This window comes from Chryseobacterium geocarposphaerae (assembly GCF_002797535.1).
Taxonomy (GTDB): domain Bacteria; phylum Bacteroidota; class Bacteroidia; order Flavobacteriales; family Weeksellaceae; genus Chryseobacterium; species Chryseobacterium geocarposphaerae.
Window position 1 is genome coordinate 261,131 of sequence record NZ_PGFD01000003.1, and the last position, 16,315, is coordinate 277,445.

The 16,315-nt window shown below is 35.6% G+C and carries 17 protein-coding genes; 11 read left to right on the forward strand and 6 right to left on the reverse strand.

All coding sequences use genetic code 11. The annotated features are described in order from the left end of the window. Positions 1 to 30 precede the first annotated feature (30 nt). From CLV73_RS17180 to CLV73_RS17190, 3 genes are all read right to left on the reverse strand, one after another. Positions 31 to 474 carry a carboxymuconolactone decarboxylase family protein gene (locus tag CLV73_RS17180; protein WP_100378104.1) on the reverse strand — a complete coding sequence of 148 codons (444 nt, stop codon included), beginning with the start codon at positions 472 to 474 and terminating at the stop codon, positions 31 to 33. Next, positions 471 to 914: a DoxX family protein gene (locus tag CLV73_RS17185; RefSeq protein WP_100378105.1), complete on the reverse strand. Its 444-nt coding sequence runs from the start codon at positions 912 to 914 to the stop codon at positions 471 to 473. The genes CLV73_RS17180 and CLV73_RS17185 overlap by 4 nt, the downstream gene beginning before the upstream one ends. A gap of 63 nt (positions 915 to 977) precedes the next feature. Then, positions 978 to 1,550: a Crp/Fnr family transcriptional regulator gene (locus CLV73_RS17190; RefSeq protein ID WP_185116789.1), complete on the reverse strand. Its 573-nt coding sequence runs from the start codon at positions 1,548 to 1,550 to the stop codon at positions 978 to 980. Positions 1,551 to 1,615: 65 nt separating this feature from the next. On the opposite strand from CLV73_RS17190, the gene CLV73_RS17195 reads away from it, so the two are divergent. Together CLV73_RS17195 and CLV73_RS17200 are read left to right on the forward strand one after the other, a co-directional pair. Then, the gene (locus tag CLV73_RS17195) at positions 1,616 to 1,981 is read left to right on the forward strand and encodes a DUF1304 domain-containing protein (RefSeq protein ID WP_100378107.1); all 366 of its coding nucleotides are present in this window, start codon (positions 1,616 to 1,618) and stop codon (positions 1,979 to 1,981) included. Positions 1,982 to 1,992: 11 nt separating this feature from the next. Then, on the forward strand, positions 1,993 to 2,910 hold the full coding sequence (locus CLV73_RS17200) for a hypothetical protein (RefSeq protein WP_100378108.1): 918 nt from the start codon (positions 1,993 to 1,995) through the stop codon (positions 2,908 to 2,910). A gap of 16 nt (positions 2,911 to 2,926) precedes the next feature. Here the strand turns inward: CLV73_RS17200 and CLV73_RS17205 are convergent, their stop codons facing one another. Then, positions 2,927 to 3,394 carry a thioredoxin family protein gene (locus CLV73_RS17205; protein ID WP_100378109.1) on the reverse strand — a complete coding sequence of 156 codons (468 nt, stop codon included), beginning with the start codon at positions 3,392 to 3,394 and terminating at the stop codon, positions 2,927 to 2,929. Positions 3,395 to 3,591: 197 nt separating this feature from the next. After that, positions 3,592 to 5,661: a TonB-dependent receptor plug domain-containing protein gene (locus tag CLV73_RS17210; RefSeq protein WP_100378110.1), complete on the reverse strand. Its 2,070-nt coding sequence runs from the start codon at positions 5,659 to 5,661 to the stop codon at positions 3,592 to 3,594. A gap of 123 nt (positions 5,662 to 5,784) precedes the next feature. Between CLV73_RS17210 and CLV73_RS17215 the strand changes: the two genes are divergently transcribed. From CLV73_RS17215 to CLV73_RS17245, 7 genes are all read left to right on the forward strand, one after another. Next, entirely contained in the window at positions 5,785 to 6,939 is a 1,155-nt protein-coding gene (locus tag CLV73_RS17215; RefSeq protein WP_100378111.1) for a homogentisate 1,2-dioxygenase, read from the forward strand. Positions 6,940 to 7,116: 177 nt separating this feature from the next. Further along, complete coding sequence (locus tag CLV73_RS17220) at positions 7,117 to 8,628, forward strand: succinate CoA transferase (protein WP_100378112.1); 1,512 nt, start codon at positions 7,117 to 7,119, stop codon at positions 8,626 to 8,628. Positions 8,629 to 8,837: 209 nt separating this feature from the next. Beyond that, positions 8,838 to 10,112 carry an acetyl-CoA hydrolase/transferase family protein gene (locus CLV73_RS17225; protein ID WP_100378243.1) on the forward strand — a complete coding sequence of 425 codons (1,275 nt, stop codon included), beginning with the start codon at positions 8,838 to 8,840 and terminating at the stop codon, positions 10,110 to 10,112. Between the two features lie 160 nt (positions 10,113 to 10,272). Continuing rightward, positions 10,273 to 11,403 (forward strand): 4-hydroxyphenylpyruvate dioxygenase, encoded by a 1,131-nt coding sequence (gene hppD / locus CLV73_RS17230; protein WP_100378113.1) that lies wholly within the window; start codon positions 10,273 to 10,275, stop codon positions 11,401 to 11,403. A 67-nt stretch (positions 11,404 to 11,470) separates the two neighbouring features. After that, on the forward strand, positions 11,471 to 11,932 hold the full coding sequence (locus CLV73_RS17235) for a hypothetical protein (RefSeq protein ID WP_100378244.1): 462 nt from the start codon (positions 11,471 to 11,473) through the stop codon (positions 11,930 to 11,932). A gap of 53 nt (positions 11,933 to 11,985) precedes the next feature. Then, entirely contained in the window at positions 11,986 to 13,233 is a 1,248-nt protein-coding gene (gene fahA / locus CLV73_RS17240) for a fumarylacetoacetase (protein WP_100378114.1), read from the forward strand. Continuing rightward, complete coding sequence (locus CLV73_RS17245; RefSeq protein ID WP_100378115.1) at positions 13,233 to 14,054, forward strand: flavin reductase family protein; 822 nt, start codon at positions 13,233 to 13,235, stop codon at positions 14,052 to 14,054. The genes fahA and CLV73_RS17245 overlap by 1 nt, the downstream gene beginning before the upstream one ends. Before the next feature lie 69 nt (positions 14,055 to 14,123). Here CLV73_RS17245 and CLV73_RS17250 read toward each other — a convergent pair whose 3' ends face one another. After that, positions 14,124 to 14,969, reverse strand: coding sequence for an alpha/beta hydrolase family protein (locus CLV73_RS17250; RefSeq protein WP_100378116.1), 846 nt, complete (start codon positions 14,967 to 14,969; stop codon positions 14,124 to 14,126). A 193-nt stretch (positions 14,970 to 15,162) separates the two neighbouring features. On the opposite strand from CLV73_RS17250, the gene CLV73_RS17255 reads away from it, so the two are divergent. Beyond that, entirely contained in the window at positions 15,163 to 15,936 is a 774-nt protein-coding gene (locus tag CLV73_RS17255) for a HipA family kinase (protein ID WP_100378117.1), read from the forward strand. Next, complete coding sequence (locus tag CLV73_RS17260) at positions 15,923 to 16,306, forward strand: DUF3037 domain-containing protein (RefSeq protein ID WP_100378118.1); 384 nt, start codon at positions 15,923 to 15,925, stop codon at positions 16,304 to 16,306. The genes CLV73_RS17255 and CLV73_RS17260 overlap by 14 nt, the downstream gene beginning before the upstream one ends. The last annotated feature ends 9 nt before the right edge of the window (positions 16,307 to 16,315 follow it).

Consider the following 16,315-nt stretch of genomic DNA (forward strand, 5'->3'; position numbering starts at 1 on the left):
TGTAAATAACTTAATTTTAAATAATTGATTTTATTTTGCAATCGGCATGTGTGTGCTTATTGCAATTCTGTTCCATGAATTAATCGTGATAATTGCCATAATAATTTGTGCGATCTGATTTTCATCAAAAAGCTGTTTTGCTTTATAATACGTTTCCTCTGTCAATCCTTTTTGGCTGATCAATGTAATTTCTTCGGTCATTGCCAAAAGCACCTGTTCTTCTTCTGTATACAATTCTAATGCTTCTCTCCATGCATTTAAAAGATAAATTCTCTGAGGTGTTTCTCCATATTTTATGGCATCTTTTGTATGCATATCCAGACAGAAAGCACATCCGTTGATTTGTGAAGCTCTGATTTTAATTAATTCTTTTTGAATGTGGTTTAATGAAATAGTCTGAAGATATCCTTCCAATCCCATCATTGCTTTGTAAGCGGCAGCATCTACGGTTGCCATATTAATTCTTGCACTCATAATGATTTATATTTGTTTGTTAAATTGTCTATTGTAAATGAATACCTCTCCTGAACTGCCAATAAAAATGAAGCCGCACTTCCTATCCAGACCGAGTAATCCAAAGGAGCTTTTATTCCTAAAGCGATGGTCATGGAGATAGCAAAAATCAATAACAGAAAACCTGCTCCATACGCTGCCAATTTGGTTTTAAATCCAAGAACCAGCAGTAACGGAAAAAGAATTTCTAAAAAGGTTGCAGCATAGGCAGAAACAGTTCCTAAACTTGCGGGAAGAAAATAGGTAAGCTGTTGGGTATACTTTTCAAAGTTTTCCCAATTTCCCCAAGCGGAGTTTTTACCCCAAAAACCCAATCTGTCTGCTACAGCAGAAAGCATCGTTACTGCTATGGCTACTCTTAAGAATAACTGTGGGAATTGAATCTCTCTTTTGCCTGTCATTGTAATTGTTTTTATGAACAGGACAAAGTTGCGACTTCTGAATGATAAAAATCTTAAACTGGTTTAAGAACGTAATTTTGCTCTGATTTCACTTAAATATTCCGGAGTAAAACCTAAAAACGAAGCAATTAAATACTGGGGAATTCTTTGAATAAACCATGGATATTGCGTACTGAAGTGTATATACAATTCTTCCCGGCTCATTTCATATAAATAACGGATCCGTCTTTCCGAAGATGCATAAGCCCGCTGATAAACCATTCTGAAATACCGTTCCATGATGGGATGTTTTTTCAGTAATGCTTCCTGATTCTGAAGATCAATCATTAAAATTGTAGAGCGTTCTACCGCCTGAATACAAAAATCCGACTTCATCTGTCGTTCATAGGCAAAAGTATCGGTAATCCACCAGTTTTCAATCGCAAATTCAGTCGTCTGCTCTATTCCTTTTTCATTGACGAAAAATTTTCGGAGACATCCTTTAACAACAAAGTACATCGACTTGCAAACTTCCCCACTCAACATCAGATCCTGCTTTTTCTTCACTTCCAGCTCCTGAAAGAATGAAAGAACCGAAGCAAATTCTTCATCACTCATGGTAATGAATTTATCTAAATGTTGTTTAAAAGTCTCCATTATTGAAATTGTATGACCAAACTTAACTTTATTTTTTTAGTTTTACAATGACAAAACAGTAAATCATGGAAATCGTAGCCAAAATTCTAATTGCAGTAGTAGCCATTGAGCATCTTTACATTTTATGGATGGAAATGTTTGCATGGGAAACCAAAGGAAAAGAAGTCTTTAAAAAAGCTTTACCTGCCGAAATGTTTAAACCTACAAAAGGTTTAGCGGCTAACCAAGGTCTGTACAATGGCTTTTTAGCAGCCGGACTGATCTGGTCTTTTTTCATTGATGATCCTAAATGGCAAACCAATATTGCTTTATTTTTCTTAGGATGCGTTGCCGTAGCCGGAATTTACGGTGCTGTTTCTGCTACAAAGAAGATCTTTTTTGTTCAGGCGTTACCAGCGATTTTGGCGATTGTAGCAGTTTTACTAAAATAGTTAGCTACATTATGAAAACCCGTCTTCTAACTATTCTAATTGTACTAATTTCAAATTTCTCTTTTACCCAAACAAAGGAGGAAATAATAGCAAGAATAATTAAAGTTAATTCTTTAGATGGTTGGGATGGAGTATTAAATCCTGATTTAGATAAAAATGGTTTAAGTGACAATAACAATTATTATAATTTCGAAAAATTAAAGAAAATAGTTTCTACCGATGAACTTTTAGACTTAACCAAACACAAAAATCAAGTTCTAAGATTATATGCTATTGATGAATTGATTAGTGAAAACAATAAGTATATTAACATTCAAAAAGAAATTTTAGATGCCATCGCTAATAAGAAAATAGTTCAAACACATTCAGGTTGTATAATAGATAAAGAGTTAACATATTCTATCATTTATCACAAATATTGGAATCTTGTAAGAGCAAGAGCCTCTAAGAATCCAAATGAATCCGATAAAGAAGAAACTGAATTGATTGGACGTAAAACCTTAAATGAGGACAACCTTTTAAGAAACATCAATTCAGAAATTTTAAAATTAGATGAAGATCTATTTTGGCTTATTTATGATCGGGTATTTGAAATAGAAAAGTATGATGAAACTTTGAAAAAAAATATCATTCATCTTCTTTTTAAATATAATAATAGCTACGCATTCAAATATTTAAAAAAAAATTATCCTGATGACTTTAATAATATCTATACAGAATATTTTACTAAACATTTCTCCAAAGCTGAATTCGATAAGGTAAACGAGACTTTTTACCTTTTTGATTTGGTACAATATGCATTTGAAAATAATAATGATGATATGAAAACGAGAATATTGCAAAAATTAAGAACAACTAAAGGCTGGGAAAAAGAGCTTAGCGGAACTTTTGAGCATCAAATTTTCAATAAATATCATATTAAACTATAAAAAGCTCATAGCACAATTAAAATTTTAAAACTTTCTCAAGTTTGAGTTTCATTTCTTCCGGTTTAAACTTCCCTTCATGATATTCAATCAAATTCTGATCTTTATCTAATATAATCCACAATGGATACACAGGCTTGTTTTTATTTTTTGACAACGCTAAAGCCAATTCATGAATTCCAGAATTTCCATTCGGTAAATAGTTAAATTCTTTTCCTTGGAAATTGATCTTTTCCTTCATTTTTTCCGGATCAAAACTGATCAGGTAAAAATTTTCATTGATCAACTTAACTAAATCTTTATTTTTATTCAATTGAAAAGATTCTATTTTACAAACCGAACACCAACTTGTATACATATGGATAATAACCGGTTTTGGCTTTTCCTTTTGCAGAATTTCCAAATCCGAAAAAGTGCCTGTCTTCATCTGCGAAAGATAAAAACAGGGCACTAACATTAAAAATAAAAATATTGTTATAACTTTCATTTGCACGTTTTTAATTGTTAGATTTTTTTAACGCAAAGTTTTAATTTTATTTAATTTATAAAAGTGAGCAAAAATGAATCAACAAGTTAATTTGATGAAGTGAGTGATCAAGCTTCGCGTAGCAAACTTATTTGCCTTTGCTTTTTAAAAATTACCATTTACAATATCAATCTTTGCGTTAATCTTCAGCACTCTAATTATTTCAAAGTATATTTTATCCCCAGGAATCCCCTTATTTTCTGCATCGGAGCGTATCCGTAAGTTGTATCAAAGGTGTAATGATAAGGATTACTGATCGGATCATCAACATTTTTATCAAACGGATCAAAGGGTCGCATCAAAGGATCTTTCGGTGTAAAATTGAACAGGTTTTTGATCCCGCAATACACTTCAAATCCAGATTTGAAACTTCTCGAAACCTGAATATTCGCCAGAGAATAAAACGGGGAATATTCAGCTCGGTAATCATTCGGTAAAACTGGCAGTCGCATCGGTCCGTAAAACTGCCCTGTAAAATCTATCGTCAGATTATTTTTAAACTTATAGCTCAAATTATACGTACCACTCCATTTCGGGGCATGAAGCTGCTGTGATTTTTCATTTTCACCATCAAATTTCTGATAAACATCGAGATATGTCACTCCTAAATTGACACTCAAAGGAAAACTAAAGTTATAATCTACATTCAGAGAAGCTCCTCTGGAAATTCCATAACCGTGAAGATTATCATAAATAATTTTCTCAGGATCAGTATCAAAATCACCGACAATCTTATTACTGAAATAGGTATAAAAAGCCGAAGCATCCAGATTGATCAACTTGTCGCCGACAGGAATTTTCCAGACATAATTTAAATTTCCGTTGATTGATCTTTCAGGTTTTAAATCTGATTTAATCACCACTTCACGCGAACCAGTCAATGCTGCATGATCTTCTGTAAACAAATTTACCACACGGAAACCCGTCCCAAAGTTGAACCTCAATGTATGGTAAGGATTGGGAGAAAACTTCCAGGCAAAACGTGGTGAATGAACTGAATGATGAATTTTATCATAATCAAATCTATATCCTAATAATAAGGTATTCTTCTCATTAATTTCCCACTGATCCTGAATAAAAGCTCCAAAAATTGGTGATTTCATCGGCTCGTTTGTCAAGCCGTCTGACGAAAGTGTTCCCGGAGTATTGTCATCATAGTAGGTTTTCTTGAAAGTTGCGCCTACAATCAAATCGTGTTTTCCCAATTTTTTATCCCAATACGTTTGTGTAAAAGCCACTTTCTGTGTCGCCACAAAAGGATTATTACCATAGAAAGAATTCTGATCATGGAAATTGTAAGAGAACTGAGTAATTATATTTTCTTTTATAGGCCATTGATAAACGCCAAAAGCTTCTATTCTATTCGTATAAATACTTTCTCCGTAGACCTCATCACTTCCACGATACGATTTATTCCACTGCATTTCTCCGCCAAAACGGTCTTCATATAAATATCTTAATGCAAAACTTGCCAGTCGGTTTTCTTTTCGTTGAAAATTCCATTTATTAAAGATTGAAATTCTGTTCTGTAATGCTGCATCTGTGAAATTATCTTTATTGGAATCAAATCTTTTTTCGTAATTGAAATAATTTAAACTTAATAAGGAAGCAACATTTTTTCCCAAACTAAATTTCGTGGAGAGATCAAGGTTATTTTCACTCCAGGTTGTTGTCATTAGATCAACACTGAATTTCGGAGCGGTCAAAGCATTTTTAGTAATGATATTAATAACTCCTCCCATCGCTTCAGAACCATAAATGGATGAAGCCGGACCTTTTACGACTTCAATTCTATCGACAAGACTATTGGGAATGCCACTCAGTCCGTAAACGGTTGAAAGCGAACTTACAATCGGCATTCCGTCGATCAAAATCATCGTATAAGGACCTTCCAATCCGTTGATGTGAATATCTCCCGTATTACAAACTGAACAATTCAACTGAGGTTTTACTCCATTGACCATAGAAATGGCTTCAAAAATACTTGGTGTAGGGTTTTTCTGGAAAAATTTCTGCGAATAGATTTCTACAGCAACCGGACTTTTAGATTTACTGATCGGTTTTATTGTTCCGGTGATTACCACATCATCGATATCTTTAGTCTTGATTTTTCGATCTGAAATTTTAACTGAATCTGCTTTTCCTGATGACTTTACATTCAAACTGTCAGCTTCTTGTGAAAAACAATAGCCTGAAAAAAAAAGAGCAGAAAATAGTATTCGTTTCATGAAATTAAAATTGTTAGACAAAACTAACAATTATTTTTCAATTACAAAACTCTACCCGAAAAATAATATTAAATTGAATTCATGAAAAAGTATTAAATTTGAGAGTCAACATATAAAAGTAAAATGAGATATCATCAGTCGGGAAATATCCCACAAAAAAGGCATACGATTTTCAAATCTCCTGAAGATAAATTTTACTATGAACAGCTTTTCGGAACAGAGGGTTTTCATGGAATTTCTTCACTATTGTACCACATTCACCGTCCGACTCAGATCAAATCGATTGGCGAACCGAAAGATGTAGCACCGAAAATCGCAGTTGAGAAAAACGTAACTCCAAGAATGTTTAAGGGAATGAATGTAACTCCCGAAGATGATTTTATGGACAGCCGCAAGTTTTTGATGGTAAACAATGACCTTAAAATGGGATTGTCGAAGCCAAGAAAATCGATGGATTATTTCTACAAAAACGCTGAATGTGACGAGCTTTTATACGCTCACAGCGGAAGCGGAATTCTAAAAACTTTTGTTGGAAACCTTGAATTTTCCGTTGGTGATTACTTAATCATTCCAAGAGGAACCATTTATCAGGTTGAATTACATTCTGATGATACTGTCTTCTTTGTAGTAGAAAGTCACTCACCAATTTACACTCCGAAGAGATACAGGAACGAGTTTGGTCAATTATTGGAACATTCTCCGTTCTGCGAAAGAGATATTATTACACCTACTTTTGTTGAGCCTAAAGACGAAAAAGGGGAATTTTTGATTAAGGTAAAAAAGGAAAATCAAATCACAGATTTTATCTACGCAACGCATCCGTTTGATGTGGTAGGCTGGGACGGATATTTTTATCCTTATAAATTTAATATTAAAAACTTTGAACCGATCACAGGAAGAATTCATCAACCGCCACCGGTTCACCAGACGTTTGAAGCACACAATTTCGTGGTTTGTTCGTTCTGTGCAAGAATGTATGACTACCATCCTCAGGCAATTCCGGCACCTTACAATCATTCCAACATTGATTCTGATGAGGTTTTATTCTATACAGAAGGGGATTTCATGAGCCGTAATCATATTGATTTAATGGACTTTACGCTTCACCCCGGAGGAATCGTTCACGGACCTCACCCCGGCGCAATGGAAAGAAGTATCGGTAAAAAATTCACGGAAGAATATGCGGTAATGGTAGATCCTTTCCGTCCTTTAAAACTTACGGAAGAAGCTTTGAAAGTAGAAGATCCAACTTATAAAACTTCCTGGCTGGAGGAATAAAAATTTCCTTTTTAATGGTCAAAAAAAGAATTATGAAATAAATATAAAAGATGCCTTAAACAAATGTTTAAAGCATCTTTTTTTGTAAATTTGTAAGATTAGGATTAACATTTTATCATCCTTTATTTTATACTACAACATGGAATAAATGGGTGGATAAAATCAAATAAAGAGTAAATGTTAGAAAGAATCAGACTAGAAAGTCTACATAAGAAAGTAACCACAGTAGAAAATGCCGTCAATATCATTAAAGATGGCATGGTAGTAGGATCCAGCGGTTTTACAAAAGCCGGAGACAGTAAAGCCATTTTAGCCGCACTGGCTGAAAAAGGAAAAACTGAAGATCTGAAAATCACCTTAATGACCGGCGCTTCTTTAGGCCACGGAACAGACGGAAAGCTTGCAGAAGCCAATGTCGTAAAAAAAAGGATGCCGTTTCAGGTTGATCCTATTCTCAGAAACAAAATCAACAAAGGTGAAATTCTTTTCATCGATCAGCATTTAAGTGAAAGTGCAGAACTTCTTCATACCAAAAATTTACAAAATATTGATGTTGCTGTAATTGAAGCTGCCTATATTGAAAGAGACGGAAGCATCGTTCCGACAACCTCCGTAGGAAATTCGGTAACTTTCGCTGCTCTAGCAAAAAAAGTAATCATAGAGATCAACACGGAAGTTCCTGAAGAAGTATACGGAATCCACGACATCTATCAGGCAGAAGATTATCCATACAGAAATGTAATTCCTATCGTTGCGCCTTGGAATAAAATCGGGAGAAAAAGCATTCCGGTAGATCCTGAAAAAATTGAAGCGATTGTTTTTACCAATCTTAAAGACAGTCCTGCCGATATTGCTGAACCGGATGCAAAAACAACGGCCATTGCAAAACATATCATTGAGTTCTTTGAAAATGAAGTACGTTTAGGAAGACTTACAGACAGGCTTCTCCCGCTTCAGGCAGGAATCGGTAAAGTAGCGAACGCCGTTCTTACCGGATTTAAAGACAGTAACTTCTATGATCTGACTATGTTCTCAGAAGTCTTACAAGACAGTACTTTTGATCTGATTGATGCAGGAAAACTAAGCTTTGCTTCGGCATCTTCTGTAACGGTTTCTAAAGACTGCTATGACCGAGTGTTTGGAAATCTTAGCAAATACAGAGAAAAATTTGTTTTAAGACCTCAAAATATTTCCAACACGCCAGGATTGATCAGAAGGCTGGGAGTAATTGCAATTAATACAGCTATAGAATTTGACATTTATGGAAACGTAAACTCCACGCATATCGGAGGAACAAAAATCATGAATGGAATTGGCGGTTCAGGAGATTTTGCAAGAAATGCCTATTTAAGTATTTTCGTCACTCAGGCAGCTTCTAAAGAAAATAAGATTTCTCACGTCCTTCCAATGGTTTCTCATACCGATCACACAGAGCATGATGTTGATATCCTGGTGACAGATGTCGGTTTAGCAGATTTAAGAGGGCTTGCTCCGAGAGAAAGAGCTCAGAAAATCATTGATAATTGTGTTCACCCTGATTATAAAGAAGAGTTGCAGTCTTATTTTGACCGTGCCTGTGAAAGAGGAGGACACACTCCTCACCTTTTGGAAGAATCTTTCAGCTGGCATTTAAGATTCTCACAAACCGGAAGTATGAAGAAAGAAATTGCTCAGGAAGTTTTAAATTAATTAGTTTAAAATATCGTATAAAAGACTAAGTGTATTACACTTAGTCTTTTTGTTTATAAGTCTTATTAATTTTATTGCACATGATAAAAGTTATGTGATCAGTCTGTAAAATTTAAACCCAATTAAAATAAGATGAATTATCTTTGAAAAAAGCGTATTTTTTAATTCAGAATCAATTAACCGACACATCATCATCAAATATTACTATTATGTACAACTATATAAGTGCGGAAGAAGCTGTATACACCATAAAAAGCGGGAACAGGGTATTTTTTCACGGAAGTGCATGTACTCCCAATCATTTAATTGATGAACTGGCGAGACAATCTCATCGTCTTTCTAATGTAGAAATGGTTTCCATTACCCAACAGGGAAATGTGGAAATTGCCAAACCAGAGTACAAAGACAGCTTTTTCATCAATTCTCTTTTTGTTTCAACTCCGGTACGAGATGCCGTAAATTCTGACCGGGGAGATTTTGTCCCTGTCTTTTTAAGTGAAATCCCCATTCTATTCAGGAAAAATATTTTACCGCTTGATGTAGCTTTAATCACAGTTTCTCCACCAGACAAACATGGCTTCTGTACTTTAGGAACATCCGTTGATATTGCCAGAGCAGCAGTAGATACCGCAAAAACAATTGTAGCTATTGTCAATCCGCTGATGCCTAGAACCCACGGAGACGGAATGATCCATGTAAGCAGAATTCATAAACTGGTATGGCATGAAGAGGAACTTCCAACAGTAGATTACGGTTCAAAAGTGGGACCTGAAGAAATGGAAGTCGGGAAAAATGTAGCTGAACTGATTGAAGACAGATCTACCCTGCAAATGGGAATAGGAACCATTCCTGATGCGGTTTTAAAATGCCTGGGAAATCATAAGGATTTAGGGATACACACCGAAATGTTGAGTGACGGAGTGATTGATTTGATCCAGAGTGATGTCATCAACAATAAATATAAAGGCTACAACGACAATAAAACAATTACCAGTTTCTGTTTCGGAACAAGAAAATTATACGATTATGTAGATGACAATACGGTTTTCTCATTTGATGATGTAAGTACAGTGAATTTTCCGATTAATATCATGAGAAACAAAAAAATGGTGGCCATCAATTCTGCCATTGAAATAGATCTTACAGGTCAGGTTTGTGCAGATTCCATCGGAACTATGCAGTACAGCGGAATCGGCGGACAAATGGATTTTATGAGAGGAGCGGCATTGAGTGAAGATGGAAAACCCATCATTGCCATCACTTCAAGAACCAAAAAGGGAATTTCCAGGATTGTTCCTTACCTGAAACAGGGAGCCGGAGTTGTTACAACGAGAGGACACATTCATTATGTGGTTACGGAATACGGAACCGCTTATTTATATGGTAAAAATTTACGCCAAAGAGCTCAGGAACTGATCAGCATTGCGCATCCTGATGATCGGGAAATGCTGGAAAGAGCTGCTTTCGAAAGATTTAAACATTAAATTTAACTCTAAATAATCTTTTACAAGGGTGCTTTTTACACTTTAAGCAACTCCTGAACATTTTATTAAAACTTTAACTAACAGTTGTTTGTTCCTGTTTTAAATATTTCAGGGAAATTCGTAATTTGCACGCTATAAAATAAAAGTAAAAATAGAAAATATGTCAACACTTACATTTGCCGAAAAAATTGCTCAAGCAGAGAATTTTTTACCGATCAATGGTACAGATTACATTGAGTTTTATGTAGGAAATGCTAAACAGGCTGCTCATTATTACAAAACCGCTTTTGGTTTCCAGTCTGTAGCATACGCTGGTCCTGAAACAGGAGTAAGAGATCGTGCTTCTTATGTTCTGCAACAGGGAAAAATCAGATTGGTTCTTACTACAGGATTAAAATCAGATTCTCCGATCAATGAACACGTAAAAAAACATGGAGATGGAGTAAAGATTTTGGCACTTTGGGTAGATGACGCTTATAAAGCATTCGAAGAAACTACTAAAAGAGGCGGAAAACCTTATATGGAGCCTGTAACTTTGGCAGACGAAAACGGTGAAGTAAGAATGTCGGGAATCTATACTTACGGAGAAACCGTTCACATGTTTGTTGAAAGAAAAAATTATACAGGTCCTTTCATGCCTGGATATGAAAAGTGGGAAAGTGACTACAATCCTGAAGATGCCGGATTATTGTACGTAGACCACTGTGTAGGAAACGTAGACTGGGATAGAATGCTTCCAACAGTAGAATGGTATGAAAAAGTAATGGGATTTGTAAACATCCTTTCTTTTGACGACAAACAAATCAACACAGAGTATTCTGCTTTGATGTCTAAAGTAATGTCAAACGGAAACGGATATGCAAAATTCCCGATCAACGAGCCAGCAGAAGGTAAAAAGAAATCTCAGGTAGAAGAATACCTTGATTTTTACGAAGGGGAAGGAGTACAGCACATTGCAGTGGCTACAAAAGATATCATCCACACTGTAACTGAATTGAAAAAACGTGGTGTAGAATTCCTTTCTGCTCCGCCGGAAGCATATTATGACATGGTTCCTGAAAGAGTGGGTCACATTGATGAAGACCTTAAAAAACTTCAGGAATTAGGGATTCTTATCGATCACGATGAAGAAGGATATTTACTACAAATCTTTACTAAACCTGTAGAAGACCGTCCTACCCTATTCTTTGAAATCATTGAAAGACATGGTGCTCAGAGTTTCGGTGCGGGTAACTTTAAAGCTTTGTTTGAAGCTTTGGAGAGAGAGCAGGAAAGAAGAGGAAATCTTTAATTTTAAATACAATAATAAGTTTTGTCAGGATTTTATCTTGGCAAAACTTTTTTATAAAACACCTTATATGAAAAAAATTCTCATCGGTATTTCATTACTATCAACATTGGTATGTGCAAAAGCACAATATGGAACCATCAACGAAATTCTTACGCAGCTTGAAGAAAGAAAAGGTATTAATCAGCATTTAGGAGATGTAAGTATTGACAATAAAAAATTCGTCTTCATTAAAGACGCAGAAGATCACACAGAAAGAGATTTTATTGTGATTAAGGGAAACAAGGTTACCTATGTAGAAGTCTTCGATGATAAAGCAACGGGAGAAAGCAATTCAAATGTTTTTTCCGGAGATATTGTAAGAAGCAAAAAAAATATCATTTCCTTACGTGCCGATATGCTGGAAAATCAGAAAGTTCCGATACCGGTTACGAAAACCTTATTATTGACAAAGCAAAAAGATATTCTGTATCTTATTGATGTGAATACCAAAGATCGATGGATCGATGAAGAATCTTATTCAAAAAAATAACAACCCGGAATTTGAGGAACTTTATTCTTAAATTCTTATTTAATCCTAAACTTATGAAATCATTTGTAGAATATTCGTCAAATTCAGACTTCTCTATACATAACATTCCTTTTGGTGTAGCCGTATTCAATAAAGAATATATCGGCTGCTGTACAAGAATCGGCGATCAGGTTATTGATCTTTCCACATTATATGATCTTGGCTATTTCGAAGAAATAGAAGGACTTGATGATAATGTTTTTGAAGCGTATACACTTAATGAATTTATTGAGCTTGGAAAACCAGTTACCAATGCTGTTCGTATAAAAATTCAGGAATTATTACTGGAAGGCTCAACATTATCAAAAGACGAAAAAACAATCGAAGATGCATTCTACGATTTGGATCAGGTAAAAATGATGATGCCTGTTCACATCCCGAATTACACTGATTTTTACAGCAGCATAGAGCATGCAACAAACGTTGGAAAAATGTTCAGAGACCCTGCAAATGCTTTATTACCCAACTGGAAACATCTTCCTGTAGGATACCACGGCAGAGCTTCTTCTATTGTAGTTTCCGGAACAGAAATCAACCGTCCGAAAGGTCAGATGAAACCAGCGGATGTAGAAAAACCAATTTTTGGGCCTTGTAAGCAATTAGACTTCGAATTGGAAATGGCATTCATCATCAACAAAAATACGGAGATGGGCGAAAGCATTTCTACACAACAGGCTGAAGATGCCATCTTCGGAATGGTGGTTTTTAATGACTGGTCAGCAAGGGATATTCAATCTTGGGAATATGTTCCGCTAGGTCCTTTTTTAGCTAAAAATTTCGGTTCGTCAATTTCTCCTTGGGTAGTTACTCTGGAAGCTTTGGAACCATTCAGAACAGCTTCTCCTGTTCAGGATCCTGAAGTGTTGGATTATCTGAAATTCGAAGGAGATAAAAACTACGACATCAATCTTGAAGTCTATATCCAGCCTGAAAATGGTGAACAAAATCTGATCTGCGAAAGTAACTACAAACATATGTACTGGAACATGACTCAGCAATTAGCTCATCACACCGTAAACGGCTGTAATGTAGAAGTTGGTGATCTATACGCAAGCGGAACCATTTCAGGAAACGATCCGAAATCTTTCGGTTCTATGCTTGAATTAACATGGAGAGGACAAAACCCAATCCAATTAAGCAACGGACAGGAAAGAAAATTCATCGACGATAATGATACGGTAACGATGAAAGCATGGGCTGAAAAAAACGGTGTAAGAGTAGGTTTTGGTGAAGTAAGTGGTAAAATTATTCCTGCAATTTAATGAAAACACTTATTCCATCTGAAATAACTCCGGTACAGCTACAAACCGTAATGCAGACTGCCGTTTCACCACGACCGATTGCATTGGCTTCTACGGTTGATAAAAATGGCGACATCAATTTGTCACCGTTCAGCTTTTTCAATATGTTCAGTACGGTTCCTCCGATCCTGATTTTTTCACCTTCGAGAAGAGTCCGTGATAATACGACAAAACATACCTTGGAAAATGTTTTGGAAGTTCCCGAAGTTGTCATCGGAACAGTAAACTTTCCGATTGTTCAACAAATATCTTTGGCTTCCACAGAATATGGTGACGGCGTGAATGAATTCATCAAGTCCGGCTTAACCATGAAGGACGCTGATTTGGTACAGCCAAAATTAATTGAGGAATGCCCTGTAAACTTTGAGTGTAAGGTTTTAGAAGTAAAATCCTTGGGAGATCAGGGAGGTGCAGGAAATCTGGTCATTTGCGAAGTTCAGAAAATCCACATCCGGGAAGAATATCTGAATGAGGAAGGAAATCTTGATCAGAAAAAACTGGATATGGTTGCCCGTTTGGGCGGAAACTGGTATTCCAGAAACAACGACAGCAATCTTTTTGAAGTTCCAAAACCGTTGGTAACCAAAGGAATTGGCTTCGACCTTCTTCCCAATGAAATAAAACTGAGTAAAGTTTTCACCGGAAACGATTTAGGAATGTTGGCCAACGTTGAGGTTTTACCTGCAGGAGATTATCATTCCGATGAAAAGATCCATCAGGTTGCTCAGAAATTTTTGCTTGAAAGCAACATTGAAGAAGCCTGGAAGATTTTAATTAAATAAATTAAACATTGATCTTAGATCCATTCAAAAGATAAAATAAAAGGAGTGAATATTTTCACTCCTTTCTTATCAAATTACAAATTTATTCTTAATAAATTCAACAGACTTTTCTACTACCTTATTTAAGTCTTTTGGCAGATCATTTTCTTCCCAGGGTTCTTTTGCACCAAAAGTATGATTGGCCTCTTCAATTAAAAACAATTCAGAATTGGGATTTAAAATATGCAGGTGTTCTGCATTTTTCACATTCACACTTTCATCATTGGTTCCGTGAATGATTAGTATGTGTGCTTTAGCCATTTCGGTAGCTCTTTCTACATCAAAACGCATTTCACTATTTTTAAAATCTTCATAAAACTGGTAATAATGGGGCATTTCCTGCTTCGTCCTTCCATTTAGCACATAGAAAACCCCGGCTTCTTCCCATTTTTTAAACGCTTCATTTTTAGGAAAACGGTCTAATGTATCCACACTTGCTAATGTTATTAATCCATTAATTCTTTCATCTTCAAAAGTTTTGATAATAGAGATTCCTCCTCCCCTGCTGTGTCCCATCAAAATCAATTTCTGATCATCCACTTTTTCATGCTGAATAAAATGATCTATTACTACTCCTAAATCCGAAAGTTCTTTAGAATAATTATTATTTCCAAATGCTTCCAGATCACCAAAATGATGAGGATCATCAACCGTGGTTCCGTTGTGGGAAAAATTAAATTTAACAAAGAAAAATCCTGCTTCAGCAAATTTTTCCGCCATTATGTTCCAGGCTCCCCAGTCTTTATAACCTTTGTAACCATGAACGAAAATAATTAATGGTAACTTTCCATTTGTTTCGGGATAATAAGCATCTGCGAGAAAATCTCTTGTTTCAGGATTGGAAAGGATTATATTGTGTTCGTTTATGATTTGCATGTTTATTTTTTATTTAAATACATTTATATCATTCGACGAGGGAAAAGCCTATTTAAACATATAGATATAGATTCTTCACTACACTTCGCTTCATTCAGAATGACAGACTTTATTTTTTAATGATTAGTCTAATTTTCATTTAAAAATATTAAAAATCGAAATAAGCGCAAAGTAAAAACCTTATTTTTGCACTATGTTGGATTTAAGAACAGTAACGGTAATGCGATATATTCTGCCGCTTCGGGAGGGAGGTTCTCTTCCTGCGCTCGCAGAAGCTGATGATGATTTTAAGTATGTATTAAAATTCCGTGGTGCAGGGCATGGAGTCAAAATGCTGATTTCAGAATTATTGGGCGGAAAAATTACTGAAGTATTAGGGTTAAAAATCCCTGAACTCGTATTAGTGAATCTCGATGTTGATTTCGGAAGAACTGAAGCTGATGAAGAAATTCAGGATCTGCTGAAGTTTTCAGAAGGATTAAACTTAGGGTTACATTATCTTTCAGGCTCTATTGCCTACGATCCCAGTGTGAAAGTTGATCCTCTTCTGGCATCAAAAATCGTTTGGCTGGATGCCTTTATCACGAATATCGACCGTACTTTTAAGAATACCAATCTTCTGATGTGGCATAAAGAGCTATGGGTGATCGACAATGGTGCCTCTTTCTATTTTCATCATTCGTGGCAGAATTTTGATACAGCTGCAAAAACTCCGTTCAAATATGTGAAAGACCATGTTTTGCTTCCACAGGCAACACAGCTTGATGAAGCAGATAAACTCGCAAAAGAAGTGTTGAATGAGACTGTTTTCAGAGAAATTGTAAACTTAATTCCTGAAGACTGGTTACACTGGAACGATGCCGATGAAAGCCCGGAGGAAATTCGTGAAATCTATTTCAACTTCCTGAAAACACGATTAGAAAATTCCGAAATCTTTTTAAACGAAGCCAAAAATGCAAGAGGATAAAATATACGAATACGCAGTCATACGTCTGGTTCCTAAGGTTGAAAGAGAAGAATTTTTCAATATAGGTTTGGTGATGTTTTCTAAAAAAGAAAAATTCATCAGGGTTGAGTTTTATTTATGTCCCGATAAATTCAGACTTATGCACAGCAAGCTGGATTATGAGGATATCATTCAAAATCTTGAAAGTTTTCAGAAAATAGCTAACGGGGATAAAGATGGCGGACCTATTGCACAGCTTGAAATTCCTGAACGTTTCCGATGGCTGACAGCGGTAAGAAGTTCCGTAGTACAGACCTCCAGACCTCATCCGGGAAAATCTAAAGACCTGGAAAAGACTTTTGGTAAACTTTTTGAGGAGTTAGTAAAATAACCACTTCAA